At 64.7% G+C, this 12,317-nt stretch carries 11 protein-coding genes and 1 pseudogene; 4 read left to right on the forward strand and 8 right to left on the reverse strand.

The features are described 5' to 3' along the window. Window positions 1-5: 5 nt before the first annotated feature. The 3 genes from FG93_RS23915 to FG93_RS23925 all read right to left on the reverse strand — a co-directional run bounded on the left by FG93_RS23915 (window position 6) and on the right by FG93_RS23925 (window position 3,132). Complete coding sequence (locus tag FG93_RS23915; protein WP_043239351.1) at window positions 6-1,247, reverse strand: FAD-binding oxidoreductase; 1,242 nt, start codon at window positions 1,245-1,247, stop codon at window positions 6-8. A gap of 87 nt (window positions 1,248-1,334) precedes the next feature. Then, window positions 1,335-2,297, reverse strand: a complete 963-nt coding sequence (locus FG93_RS23920; RefSeq protein WP_043239354.1) for a dihydrodipicolinate synthase family protein — start codon at window positions 2,295-2,297, stop codon at window positions 1,335-1,337. 124 nt (window positions 2,298-2,421) lie between these two features. Further along, window positions 2,422-3,132, reverse strand: a complete 711-nt coding sequence (locus FG93_RS23925) for a GntR family transcriptional regulator (RefSeq protein WP_043239357.1) — start codon at window positions 3,130-3,132, stop codon at window positions 2,422-2,424. Between the two features lie 306 nt (window positions 3,133-3,438). Between FG93_RS23925 and FG93_RS23930 the strand changes: the two genes are divergently transcribed. Continuing rightward, window positions 3,439-4,152 (forward strand): DNA helicase, encoded by a 714-nt coding sequence (locus FG93_RS23930; RefSeq protein WP_043239361.1) that lies wholly within the window; start codon window positions 3,439-3,441, stop codon window positions 4,150-4,152. A gap of 144 nt (window positions 4,153-4,296) precedes the next feature. On the opposite strand, the gene FG93_RS23935 is transcribed toward FG93_RS23930, so the two are convergent. Continuing rightward, window positions 4,297-5,067 (reverse strand): alpha/beta fold hydrolase, encoded by a 771-nt coding sequence (locus FG93_RS23935; protein ID WP_052514117.1) that lies wholly within the window; start codon window positions 5,065-5,067, stop codon window positions 4,297-4,299. Window positions 5,068-5,214: 147 nt separating this feature from the next. Between FG93_RS23935 and FG93_RS23940 the strand changes: the two genes are divergently transcribed. Then, window positions 5,215-5,703: a MarR family winged helix-turn-helix transcriptional regulator gene (locus tag FG93_RS23940; RefSeq protein WP_052514139.1), complete on the forward strand. Its 489-nt coding sequence runs from the start codon at window positions 5,215-5,217 to the stop codon at window positions 5,701-5,703. 163 nt (window positions 5,704-5,866) lie between these two features. Beyond that, complete coding sequence (locus FG93_RS23945; RefSeq protein WP_043239363.1) at window positions 5,867-6,505, forward strand: alpha/beta fold hydrolase; 639 nt, start codon at window positions 5,867-5,869, stop codon at window positions 6,503-6,505. Window positions 6,506-6,864: 359 nt separating this feature from the next. On the opposite strand, the gene FG93_RS33025 is transcribed toward FG93_RS23945, so the two are convergent. From FG93_RS33025 to FG93_RS23965, 4 genes are all read right to left on the reverse strand, one after another. Beyond that, window positions 6,865-7,020: a hypothetical protein gene (locus tag FG93_RS33025; RefSeq protein ID WP_161783876.1), complete on the reverse strand. Its 156-nt coding sequence runs from the start codon at window positions 7,018-7,020 to the stop codon at window positions 6,865-6,867. 357 nt (window positions 7,021-7,377) lie between these two features. Then, window positions 7,378-7,983 carry a hypothetical protein gene (locus FG93_RS23955; protein WP_152579597.1) on the reverse strand — a complete coding sequence of 202 codons (606 nt, stop codon included), beginning with the start codon at window positions 7,981-7,983 and terminating at the stop codon, window positions 7,378-7,380. Window positions 7,984-8,130: 147 nt separating this feature from the next. Further along, window positions 8,131-8,802 carry a response regulator transcription factor gene (locus FG93_RS23960; protein ID WP_043239368.1) on the reverse strand — a complete coding sequence of 224 codons (672 nt, stop codon included), beginning with the start codon at window positions 8,800-8,802 and terminating at the stop codon, window positions 8,131-8,133. A gap of 611 nt (window positions 8,803-9,413) precedes the next feature. Beyond that, a complete protein-coding gene (locus tag FG93_RS23965) occupies window positions 9,414-10,445 on the reverse strand; it encodes an AraC family transcriptional regulator (RefSeq protein WP_052514119.1) in 1,032 nt (343 codons plus the stop codon). Window positions 10,446-11,796: 1,351 nt separating this feature from the next. On the opposite strand from FG93_RS23965, the pseudogene FG93_RS23970 reads away from it, so the two are divergent. Next, a pseudogene (locus FG93_RS23970) lies at window positions 11,797-12,234 on the forward strand (cell wall hydrolase); the annotation flags it as partial. Window positions 12,235-12,317: the final 83 nt, after the last annotated feature.

Below are 12,317 nucleotides of genomic sequence, written 5' to 3' on the forward strand. Positions count from 1 at the left end.
GCCCTTCAGAAGCGCTGCGGGGAAAAGGGGGCAAGGTCGATCGCGGGCTCGCGCCCGGTCAAGAGGTCGGCGACGAGCCGTGCGGTCCCCGCCGATTGGGTCAGGCCGAGATGCCCGTGGCCGAAGGCGTGGATCACGCGCGGCGTGGCTCTAGCCCGCCCGATCGCCGGCAGGCTGTCCGGCAGCGAGGGGCGAAAGCCCATCCACTGCACGCCGCCCTCGGGCTTCAGCCCCGGCAGGAAGCGGCGCGCCTTCTGCAGCATCGCCTCCGAGCGGGCGAAATTCGGCGGCAGCTTCAGGCCGCCGAGCTCGACGGCGCCACCGACGCGGATGCCGGTCGAAAGCCGGGTGGCAACGAAGCCATGGCCGCCGAAGGTGATCTGTGTGCGCAGGTCGAAAGCGTCCGCGGGCAGGGTGGTGTTGTAGCCGCGCTCGGTTTCGAGCGGGATGCGCTCACCGAGGCTGCGGGCGATCAGATGCGAGAAGGCGCCGGCCGCGATCACGACCTGCGCCGCGCGGCGCGTGCCGCCGTCGTGCGAGCGGATCTCGACGGTTTCGCCGAGTGGCGTGAGGGCGGCGACATCGAGCCGCTCGATCACGCCGCCCTTGCTGCGCAACGCCTCGGCAAGCGCCAGCGTGTAAAGCCTGGGATCGGCAATCGAGTACCAGCCGGGCGTGAAGGTGCCATGCGTGAAGCGCGGCGCGAGGCCGGGCTGGATCTCGGCCATCCCCACGGCATCGAGATGGCGGAAGGCGATGCCGTGCCTCTCCCGCGCCTGCCAGCCGGGCAGGGAGGCTTTCAGCTCCGCCTCGCTCTCATAGACCTGGAGGTTGCCCTCCTTGCGCAGCATGCCGCTCGTGCCGGTGGCATGCAACAGCGGCTCGAGCTCGGCCTTCGACAGGTCCATCAGGGCGGTCTGCGCGGCGGTGGACTGCGCCACGCGCAGCGGTGAGCAGGCCCGCCAGAAACGGAACATCCAGGGCGCGATCTGCAGCGCATAGCGCGGCGGCACCGAGAGCGGCCCGAGCGGGTCGGCGAGCCAGTGCGGCGCCTTTCGGAGGATGCCGGGCGATGCCAGCGGCAGGATATCGGTGAAGGCGAAGGCGCCGGCATTGCCGGCAGACGCGCCGGCTGCCGGTCCCTCGCGATCGAGCACGGTGACCGACAGGCCGCGCCCCAGCGCCGCGATCGCGGCGGAGAGGCCGACCACGCCGGCGCCTATGACGATGACATCGGGATCGGCCATCAACGAAGACCTGCTTGGGTCAATCGGGGAGCAGAGACCGAGAGACGGCGGAAGGTCCCGCCGCCGCGCACGACCTCAAACCCGCCCTCAGGCGGCATATTTCTGGACGGCGCCGGGAAGCCTGTTCCAGGCCGCATACCAGCTGTCGAAGAGCGCGAGCTGCGCCTCGGCATAGCCGCGCTGGCTCGCGGTCAAGGCATCCGTCTCGTTGAAGTGCAGGGTGTATTCCTTGTCCCCCTTCAGCACCATCATGTGCTTGAAATAGAGCACGAGATCGGGGCCCTCGTCGAAGGAGGAGAGCACGCCGAGCGCCTGTTCCAGCTCCTGCGCGCGCTGGCGCGCCTCGGCATCGCCGGCGGCCGCCGCCTGGGAGAGCTTGCAGAGATGGATCACCTCCTTCGGCAGCACATTGCCGATGCCGGTGATCGCGCCGGTCGCGCCGCAATTCACATAGCCATGGACGACGGCGGTATCGACGCCGATCATCAGCGAGACATCGTCATCGCCGCTGGTGATGTTTTCGGCGGCGTAGCGCATGTCGGCGGGGCCGCCGAATTCCTTGAAGCCGACGAGGTTCCGGTGTTCGGCCCGCAGGGCGAAGAACAGGTCGGCCCGCGTCGCGAAGCCGTAATAGGGGCTGTTATAGATCACCGCCGGCAGGTCGGGCGCAGCAGACAGGATCGCCTTGAAATGCGCCTTCTGGGCCAGCAGGACGGTGCCGCGGGAGAGCACGCGCGGGATCACCATCAGGCCCTTGGCGCCGACCTTCTGCGCATGGGCCGCGTGAGCGACGGCGGACGCCGTGTTGACCGCGCCGGTGCCGACGATCACCGGAATGCCGGCCTTCGCCAGGCGCTCGACGCCTTCCATGCGCTGGGCATCGGTCAGCAGCGGCCAATCCCCCATCGAGCCGCAATAGACCACCGCCGACATGCCTTGCGCGATCAGCTCCTTGGCCTTGCGCACCAGGGCATCGAAATCAGGGGTTCGATCCGCCTTGCACGGGGTCATCAGCGCGGGGATCACACCGGAGAAAATCTGGGCCTTCATCTCGATCTCCTTCTGGCTTGCCGTAGGGCGGAGTTCGCAGCGCCGCAAGGGCGACGACGCCTCTCCCTGCGCCCTGATATATCTGTTTGCATATTATTTGTCGACAAGAATTCGGCTGAGCGCCTTACAGGGCGATCTCCAGGCGCCCGTCGCCGACCATGAGCTTCTGGATCTGTTGCACGATCTGGTCGGCATGCGCCTTGCCGAGGCGCTCGGCCGCGACGACGTCGCGCGCGACGATCGCGGCGATCATCGTTTCATGCTCCTCGACGAAGCGCTGCGGCAGCCGGTCCTCGTAGGACTGGTAGTAGAGCCGGAGGAAGCGCCGCCCTTCATCGAGGAGGCGGCTGAACAGGCTGTTGAAATACGGGTTGCGGCCGGCCTCGGCGATGGCGGAGTGAAACGCCGCATTCGTCGCGATCATCGCCAGCGCATCCTGCGCCTGCACCGCGGCGGCGAACTCCTTCTGCCGGGCGCGGATCGTGACCAGATCCTGCGGGCGGTGGTGCTGGGCCGCGAGCTGCGTCGTCACCCGGTACATCAGCACGAGGGCGTCGAAGAAGGGCGACATGTTGAGGAAATCGAGGTTCGACACCATCGTCGAGCGATTGGGCAGCGTGTCGATCAGCCCTTCGCTCGCGAGCCGCACCAGGGCCTCGCGAATGGGCGTGCGCGACATCTTGAATCGTTCGGCAAGCTGGACTTCGTCGATCGGGCTGCCCGGGGGCAGCACCAGGTCGAGGATCTCGTCCCGCAGCAGATCATAGACGACCTTCACGCCCGAGCCGCGCTTGCGCCCGGGCGCGGCGGCGGCAGATTGCTTCGTCGTCTTCATCGGCAGATCCTCTTGTCGACAAGAAGGATACTGGCGGGGCGATGGCGGATCAATCCGCGCCGGATGCTTCTGCTCCGGACGGGGGGGAAGGCGGCTGTCTGGCCGGCGTCATCCCTCTGGACGCGAAAGCCGGGCAATTTTCCCTGGGCATCAACTGGGCTATCATTCGATTCGGCGTCAGCCCACGCCTCCCCCCTCCGCCGGGAAAGTATCCTTCATACCGGGCCCGATGATGATCGAACCGACTGTTCGAGCGCCAGGCATAAGGAGGGGTTGTGAGACTTGCTCGCAATGGGAGGTTGTTCGATGAAGCTCTCTGCGCCTGTCTATCGCTTGAAGCGCAAAGCCAAGCTCTTGTCCCGCGACGAGAATATTCCACGTCACGAAGCGCTCGACCGTATCGCCCGCAAGGAGGGCTTCGGTGCCTGGAGCCTGCTCGTGGCGAAAGCAGCGGCGGCAGCGCCGGCCGGTAAGCTCTATGCGCGGTTGGCCCCTGGCGACCTGGTTCTGGTCGGCGCCCGACCAGGGCAGGGCAAGACCCTGCTGAGCCTCGAGTTCGCGCTCGAAGCGATGAAGTCCGGCCATCGCGCTGTCTTCTTCACGCTGGAATATACGAAGAAGGATGTCATCGATCGCTTTCGCGCTCTCGGCGCGGATCTGGCGGATTTCGATGGCTTGTTCGCATTCGACAGTTCCGACGCGATCAGCGCCGACCACATCGTCAAGGCGCTGATTGACGCGCCCCGCGGCACGCTCGCCGTCATCGACTATCTGCAATTGCTCGATCAGAAGCGTGAAAATCCGGACCTGATGGTTCAGGTCCGCAGGCTAAGCGCCTTTGCGCGGGATCGGGGACTGATTGTCGTCTTCATCTCGCAGATCGATCGATCCTATGATCCGGCGACGAAGCCATGCCCTGATCTCGGCGATGTCCGGTTGCCGAACCCGCTGGATCTGTCGCTGTTCAACAAGACCTGCTTCCTGGGCAAAGGCGACATCCGCTTCCAGGCCGCGATCTGACCGCGCCGACCGATCCCACAGGGTCGGTCGGCGGTTGGTCGGTAAGATCCAGGCGCAATCAAAGCGGAAAGGGCGGGCCCGTTGAGGGCCCGCCCTGAAGATCCATGGCGACGGCGACGGATCGGCGCGACCGTCCTGGCCCGGTCACTTTGCGTTGGCGGCCTGTTCGATGATGTCTGCGACGACTCCGGGCTTCGAGACGTAGATGGCATGGCTGCCCTTGCTCTCGACGATCGTCGATCCGGCGCGCTTGGCCATCTGGTGCTGGGCCGGGGGCGGGATCATGCGGTCGTCGCTGGCGACGAGGTAGAAGCTCGGCTTGACCTTCCAGGCCGGATTGCTGACCGCGCCGGTCAGGGCCGCGACGCCCCAGGGCACCTGCGAGTCGGCCATCAGGGCCGCGGTCTCGGCATCGACATCGGCGGCGAAGGCGGCGGCGAACTTGGCCTTGTCGAGGGCGAGGTAGCCGTCGACCGGCGGCAGGATCGGCGGGACGGCGGCGCCCGGAGGCGGGTTGGCGATCAGCGAGGAGACCGACTCGCCCTGGTCCGGGGCGAAGGCGGCGATGTAGACGACCGCCTTGACCTTCGGATCGGTGCCGGCCTCGCTGACGACGACACCGCCATAGGAGTGGCCGACCAGGACGACCGGGCCATCCTGCTGGGCGATCGCCCGCTTGGTGAAGGCAACGTCGTCGGCGAGCGAGGTCGTCGGGTTCTGGACGATGGTGACGCTGTAGCCCTTCTTCCGGAGGAGGGCGTAGACGCCCTGCCAGCCCGAGCCGTCGACGAAGCCGCCATGGACGAGGACGACGTTCTTCACGGCAGGGGCGGCCTCGGCGCTGGTGCCGGCGAGGGTGGCGGAGAGGGCAAGGGTCGCGGAGAGCGCGGCGGCAGCGATCAGGGACTTGGTCATGACGGGGTCTCCTTCCTGTTTCAGCGATAATCATTATCGCGATATGCAATTCGATACAGAGGCCATTCACCCTTGTAAAGCGATTTCTTTATCGCGATATTGTTTGTCGAGATGCGGGCCCGCGCGGCCTGCCGCTGGAGAAAGCCGATGACCGATGCCCCGACGCTGCCGCTCGACGGCCAGCTCTGTTTCTCGATCTATTCCGCCTCGCTGGCGATCCAGCGCGTCTACAAGCCGATGCTGGATGCGCTTGGCGTGACCTATACCCAGTATCTCGTGCTCAGCGCGCTCTGGGAGAGAGACGGGCTGACGATCGGGGCGATCGGCGAGCGCCTGGCGCTGGAGCCGAGCACGATCACGCCGGCGGTCAAGCGGCTCGAGGCCGCCGGTTTTCTCGCCCGTCGGCGCAGCACCAGTGACGAGCGCCTGGTCGAGGTTCATCTCAGCGGGAAGGGCGCGAGCCTGCATCCCAAGACCGGTTGTCTGACCGACGCGCTCTTGCGCCATTCCGGCTTCGCGATCCCCGAGATGGTCGAGCTCAACAGCCGCGTCCAGGCCCTGCGCCAGGGCATGCGCGACGCGATCGCCGGCAGCCAGGGCCTCGCCGTCAAGGCGGCAGACGACAGCGCGCCCTGAGCCGTCACCCCGTTCGTGGGCAGGTGCGAACGAAGTTGCCGCCGGGCTTGACGACCGCGAGCAACCGACGCTGTTGATAGTGGCGGCGTCCTAATCGTGTCGGCCAAACCTGAGGGCTGGCCGGCAGCAGGAAACCGACAACTCCGGCAGGGCGAAGGCGTCGATGGTGACATTTCTGAAAGACGGGCCGGAGGAGGCGGGAACGACGATCCTCCTGGCGCACGGCGCCGGAGCGCCGATGGATTCCGCTTCGATGACGGCCAATGCACTCGCCCTGGCGGCGGCCGGTTTTCGCGTGGCCCGCTTCGAGTTCGGCTACATGGCCGATCGCCGGTCATCATCCGGTCGAAGGCCACCGCCACGCGCCGAAACCCTGATCTCGGACTATGCCGCCGCCATCGCCGCGCTCGACGTGAAGGGGCCGCTCATCATCGGCGGCAAATCGATGGGGGGCCGTGTCGCCAGCATGATGGCCGACGAGTGGCATGCATCCGGCCGGATCGCTGGGCTGCTCTGCCTTGGCTATCCCTTCCACCCGATCGGCAAGCCCGAGCAATTGCGGACGGCGCATCTCGCCAGCATGAAGACGCCGACGCTGATCGTGCAGGGGACAAGGGACCTGTTCGGCACCCGTGAGGAGGTCTCCGCCTACAGGCTCTCCAGCGCCATCGAGATCCTCTGGCTCGAAGATGGCGATCACGATCTGAAGCCGCGCAAGTCAGTCTCGGGCTTTTCCGCCGACGACCACCTGAAGACCCTGTCGAACACGGTCGCCGCCTGGGCCGATCGTCTCACGAGATAAGGCATCGGCCCGAAAAGTGGATTGCGGTTTTCGGGGCAAAGCCGATGCCAACACAGAAGGCATCGGCCCGAAAAGTGGATTGCGGTTTTCGGGGCAAAGCCGATGCCAACACAGAAGGCATCGGCCCGAAAAGTGGATTGCGGTTTTCGGGGCAAAGCCGATGCCAACACAGAAAGCATCGGCCCGAAAAGTGGGTTGCGGTTTTCGGGGCAAAGCCGATGCCAACACAGAAAGCATCGGCCCGAAAAGTGGATTGCGGTTTTCGGGGCAAAGCCGATGCAAACACAAAAGGTTAGATCATCGGACCGGATACGATTTCCGGTCCGATGATCTAGCGTCGAAGCCGAGCTCGCCGGTGCTCAGGTGCCGTCCGGCCCGCCGCATTTGAGCTCCCAGGTCAGGATGGCGAGCGCCAGGTTCTCAAGCTCGATCTCGGCCATCGGATGACGAGCGGCGGCGTGGAGGTCGCGAGCCCGGGCGCAGGCGCGGATATAGTCCCCCTCGGAGCTCAACATCACGGAGCGCCGGTTCGGGTAGCCTGGCGCGCGGTTCCGCCGGCGGTCGGGTCGCTCTTCACGCATGCATGGCCATGCCGAATCGTGAGACGATAGCGCTCATGCTCCAGAATGAGGCTCGTTCGCGCCAATCGCAAGCCCGCCGCGTCGTCGACGATGGTCGCATGGAACCATGAGCCGGGACAGAGCATCGGACCGAAAAGTGGAATCCGGTTTTCGGAAAAATCCGATGCTTAAACAAAGAGGTAGATCGCCCATCCTGCGTCCGAACGGACGCACGGCGATCTAGCCGCCATGGCGCGGAGCTGGAACCAGTCTCCGCGCTCACTCGACGCTTCGGTTCCGATCCGGTTCCGCTCATTCGCGCTCCAGGATGATCTCGGAGGTCTGCTGGATCCGGCCGCCGGGCGTCAGGTTATCCGCGACCGCAATGCGCAGCCTGCCCCGGCCGTCATTATGGATCACCATCGTGGCCTGCGTGTCGCCGTTGACCGGACGCGGCCATTCGATCCGGAGGTTCAAGGCGTCGCCGCCGCGCCTGCCGCTGAGCCGGGCGGGGCCGATCCGGGCGCCGGTATAGGTGCCGTGATAGATGCCGGAGCGCGGATCATAGGCGACATCGATTGCGATCGGGCGCACGAAGATCAGATAGGCACGGCAGCTGCCCTGCGCGCTGATCCGATTCTCGGCAGGGCTTCCCATGACCGAGCAGGTCACCTGGCGCGGCTGGCTGCCGCCGTCGCGTTGCACGGTACCTGAACCGGACCAGCTGCCCCGGAAGCGCGCGAGAAAGTCGGACTCGGCAGCGCAGGTGGGGCCCCAGGCCAGGGCGGCAACGACGCAGGACAGGCAGGCCGCTGCGTTCCGCCGGCATGCGGCTGCGCCCATGGACCGGCGCACCCCGGTGATCCCGGAGCTCTGCTGGATGGGACCGCCGGGCGTGAGAATGTCCGCGACTGTCATGCGCAGGGTGTCCCGGCTCTCGCTGCCTGAGCTCGGCTAGATCATCGGACCGTATCGTATCCGGTCCACTTTTCGGGCCGATGCTTTAGCGTTTCCAGTGCAGCATCTCCGGCCATCTCAGATAAGGCCGGCAGGATCGGGCGTCCTTCACGGGCGCCTGGTGACCGGAGCGGGGTTCGCCGCGGCATTCAGCTTTTGCGCCGCAAGCACCACCTCCAGGCGATTGCGCGCGTGCAGCTTGGCCATCAGATTGGTCATGTAGCCCTTGACGGTCTTGGCGCTGAGCGACAGCTCGTGGGCGATCTCGTTGTTCATCTTCCCGAGCAGCAGCAAGTTGACGATCTGCTCCTCCCGGACGCTGAGCCTGTTGCAGACCGGCTTCTGTTGTTCGAAGGTCTTCTCCTTCAAGGCGCAGATCAGCTTGGTCGCGAAGGCGGGCGTGACATAGACTTCGCCCCGCTGTGCCGCCTGAAGCGCCTCGAAGAGGTCCTCTCCGGGGCTGCCTTTCAGGACATAGCCCGTGGCCCCCGCATCCAGGGCCTTGATCGCATCTTCCGTGCTGGCCGAGGCTGTGAACACCACGATCTTCGTCCCGGGAGCGACCTTCATCGCGTCCGCGATCGCCTGAAAGACATCCCCCGCCATGCTGAGATCGACGATCATCTCATCGGGGTGATGCGTCCTGGCGATCGACACGATGTGATCCGCGACATTCCCGGTCGCGGCGAGCATGAAACCGCCCCATCGTTTCAGCAGCGCGGCGATCCCCTCCATCAGCATCGGGTGATCGTCGACGATCGCAACCGAAAGGTCCGGCATGGCTGACCTCTGTACTCTACCCCCAAGCCTGGGCCGATGGTTGCGTAGTCAACGCTCTTTGTAAATACTCTCAAAACGAGAATAATCTCGACCCAATCTGGTCGATAAGCCTCGCTTCCTAAACCTGATGGGGAGGCCAATGATTGGCGCTACCTGCGATTGCGGTCCTGTGCAGGCGAGAGGAGACTTCGACGTCTTCGCGGCGGTCGACCGGTTCACCACGCTGCGCGCCGGCACTGAGCGACCGACGGCCTGAGAGGGCAGGGCGGGCGTCGCTCATCGCCCAGGCGGATGGGCCTCGCATGCGCTCAGGCGGCGTCGACTGCGCCCGTGGCCTAAGCATCGGTTCGAAAAGTGGATTGCGGTTTTCGGGGCAAAGCCGATGCAAACACAAAAGCATCGGCCCGAAAAGTGGACTGCGGTTTTCGGGGCAAAGCCGATGCCAACACAGAAAGCATCGGCCCGAAAAGTGGATTGCGGTTTTCGGGGCAAAGCCGATGCAAACACAAAAGCATCGGCCCGAAAAGTGGATTGCGGTTTTGGGGCAAAGCCGATGCAAAAACAAAAGATCAGATCATCGGACGATGATCTGGCCGCCGGCCAAACGACATTCATCCATTCTGGGTGCTGCCCAACCGCATCTGGCTCGGCGCCAGCCCGGTCCATTGCTTGAAGGCGTGCGAGAACGCGCTGACCTCGTGGAAGCCCAGCAGCCAGGCGACCTTGGAGATATGATGGTCGCCATCATTGAGATAGCGCAGGGCGAGGTCGCGCCGCAGCTGCCGGAGGACTTCCGAAAAGCTCAGGCCCTCCTCGGCGAGCCTTCGCGCCAGTGTCCGTTCGCTCAATCCAAGCTGGCGGGCGATGATTTCGGCGCGAACCTTGCCGTGAGGCAGCAGCGGAGCGATCGCATTCTCGACGCTCGCCCGAAGCGGGCTCGCATGGGTTGTGCGGGACGACAGTGCCGCCTCGCAATAGGTCTGCAGGAGATCATTGAGGTAAGGGTCGGCATTCACGAGGTGGCGTTCACGCGCATCGGCCTGCAGAACGAAGGCATCGATATCGGCGCCGAACTCCACCTTCGTCCCGGCAAACCGTGACATCGCCGAGGTATCGCCCGAGCGGTGATGCGCGATCGAGACGCGTTGCGGGACGAGGTTTGCTCCGGTCAGGATGCGGCAGATCCGGATTCCTCCAAAAATGCAGAACTCGGCCTGGTGCCGGTCGCAATGTCGGGGAAGGCCGGCATAGGTCAGGGTGACGGTGAAGCCGCCTCCCTCGGCAATGCTGAAGATCAGCGCTTCATTGGTGATCGCGCTGTAGCGCGCAATGCGTTGCGTTGCGTCGCCGAGCGTTTGTGAGGACGCCATCACGTAGAACAGCAGGCCCATGGCACGGGGGTCGAATTCCTGCGCCAGGGTGAAGCCGAGGCAGTCATCCCCGAGCGCCGTCGCGGCCCGGTCCAGGAATGCGACCTGACGCCGGGAGGGCACTCTTTGATCATGATCGGCGAGCATCTCCTCGGTCAGGCCGACCTCGTTCAGGAGAGGCGCAACCGGTACGCCGGCATCGGCGAGGCGCGTGATGGCAAGGCGCGAGATACCCGCTTGCGTCGTCGGCAGGGAGGTCAGGTCGCGTGGCAAAGCCGCCGAACTCCCCTGCTCATGTCCGGGACGAGCAAAATCTTGGCCGAAATTAACAAGCGACGGATGCTCCAGCAACGTATTTCGGGGAGGTCCGGTCCGTGCGCGCACCGGCCTCGCTTCGAAAGCGATGGGCCCGGGAAAGCCAATAGGCTCAGGTCAAACCTGTTGCGGGAATGGAGCCTAGGGATGAGATCTCGCCGGCATCTGGCTGCATTGAGCGCTGTCGGGATCATGGCCTCCGCAATGCCATTGTCGGCGGGGCATTCGTTTCCCTCGCAAGTTATTGGTCAATGCCGGTAAAAGCATTGAATCTAAGGTCTTGCTGCTTGCTAGTACGCGTTCGTATCTGTGATGCGATCTCAAGTCATAGATCGAATGAAATCAGGTTTTTTGGTCGAAGGCATAATATTATATGCCGGATTCGACACTCAGATTTCGGCAAGCGCCGCCGCGCGATGACCGAGAATCCGCGGTCGGGAGGGTTGGCCACAAAGTTGCCGAACTCCCTGTCCATATCGCGCATCGATCAGTTCATAATGCAGCCTCATATGTGAAGAGAAACAATCTTTGGCAGATAGGAACAAGGGGCAGAGCCGTCAGCAACGTGCTTCGGAGAAATCGAGGCAACGGTGTCGATGCCGATTTGCCATGAACATTAAACTCCACAATGATGCGGGCTGTATGCTCGCGATCCCGAATTTTTCTTCGTGGTCCCCGACGCACGCACGCAAGGGTGCAGACAACATTATCGATCGCGAAACGGTCACCGTTTCCGCCGTCACGCCTCGCCACGGCGCCGACGCGCCCAGGCGCTCCACTAAAACGATACCGGCTGCGACGAATAGCCTGCGACCTGTCGCAATCCCATGGCCCTCCCGCGCGCCGCGCGGCGAGAATGCACCCCGTCGTGAGGCCGCTTGATGCGGCGCTGCGCACGGCTGCGCTCATCATCGCAACGGCCGTAGAACCAGCCTACCCCCGATAGTCCAACGCCTTGCCGCCTTCGGCATGTGAAGACGCTGCGCTACGCAAGCGCCTTCGCCATGCTTCGGCACGGGCTCAAGCAGAACGAGTTCCTTTCCGCCTCCACGGCCACCGTGACAGCCACGACGTGCTCGTCGCCGGTCAGGCCGCGCCGCGCCTAAACCCAGCAAACACACCAAGCCACGAGGGCCGCTGATCCTGCCGACGATGGATCCGGACCGCGAACGCTCGGCTTGACCCTTACCCCCGGAGTATATCCATGAAGCGCTTCGCCCCATTGGCGTTGCTTTCGCTCGCGGCTTTTGTCGAGCCGCCTGCCACGACCATGGCCACCACGCAACTGATCCTCACCGGAGTGCCGGTGGTCATCGACGGCGACACGCTGGCGAGCGAGCAGCGCTGCCTCGCCGAGGCGATCTATTTCGAGGCGCGCTCGGAAGCGGAGGAAGGACGCATCGCCGTCGCCCAGGTCGTGCTCAACCGCGTCAGGAGCGGGACTTATCCGGGCTCCGTCTGCGGCGTCGTCTACCAGAACCGCCATCGCAAGCTCGCCTGCCAGTTCACCTTCGCCTGCGAGGGCAAGACGCTGCGCATCAAGGAACCCGAGCAATGGGAGAGGGCCCAGAGCATCGCGCGCGACGTCTACGAGGGCCGGACCTATCTGGTGGAGGTCGGTGACTCCACGCATTATCACGCCGATTATGTCCAGCCCTCCTGGGCGAAGAGATTGAAGAAGATGGACGTGATCGGTCGCCACATCTTCTACAGCCGAGGCACGGGCGCACTGGCCCATTCGGGGTGATCCGTGTCCGAGGCGGGCGCGATCGCGCCGGCTGCCCTTGGCGGCGCGCGGCGGTCCAGAGCATTTTCGAGCGAAGTGGACAC

The sequence above is a fragment of the Allobosea sp. LC85 genome, assembly GCF_000735605.1.
Classification (GTDB): Bacteria; Pseudomonadota; Alphaproteobacteria; order Rhizobiales; family Beijerinckiaceae; genus Allobosea.

Coding starts and splice junctions, on each gene's coding strand:
- FG93_RS23945 (WP_043239363.1), top strand. CDS start 5,867: ATGGTGACATTTCTGAAAGACGGGCCGGAGGAGGCGGGAACGACGATC.
- FG93_RS23940 (WP_052514139.1), top strand. CDS start 5,215: ATGACCGATGCCCCGACGCTGCCGCTCGACGGCCAGCTCTGTTTCTCG.
- FG93_RS23930 (WP_043239361.1), top strand. CDS start 3,439: ATGAAGCTCTCTGCGCCTGTCTATCGCTTGAAGCGCAAAGCCAAGCTC.
- FG93_RS23915 (WP_043239351.1), bottom strand. CDS start 1,247: ATGGCCGATCCCGATGTCATCGTCATAGGCGCCGGCGTGGTCGGCCTC.
- FG93_RS23955 (WP_152579597.1), bottom strand. CDS start 7,983: ATGACAGTCGCGGACATTCTCACGCCCGGCGGTCCCATCCAGCAGAGC.
- FG93_RS33025 (WP_161783876.1), bottom strand. CDS start 7,020: ATGTTGAGCTCCGAGGGGGACTATATCCGCGCCTGCGCCCGGGCTCGC.
- FG93_RS23920 (WP_043239354.1), bottom strand. CDS start 2,297: ATGAAGGCCCAGATTTTCTCCGGTGTGATCCCCGCGCTGATGACCCCG.
- FG93_RS23935 (WP_052514117.1), bottom strand. CDS start 5,067: ATGACCAAGTCCCTGATCGCTGCCGCCGCGCTCTCCGCGACCCTTGCC.
- FG93_RS23960 (WP_043239368.1), bottom strand. CDS start 8,802: ATGCCGGACCTTTCGGTTGCGATCGTCGACGATCACCCGATGCTGATG.
- FG93_RS23925 (WP_043239357.1), bottom strand. CDS start 3,132: ATGAAGACGACGAAGCAATCTGCCGCCGCCGCGCCCGGGCGCAAGCGC.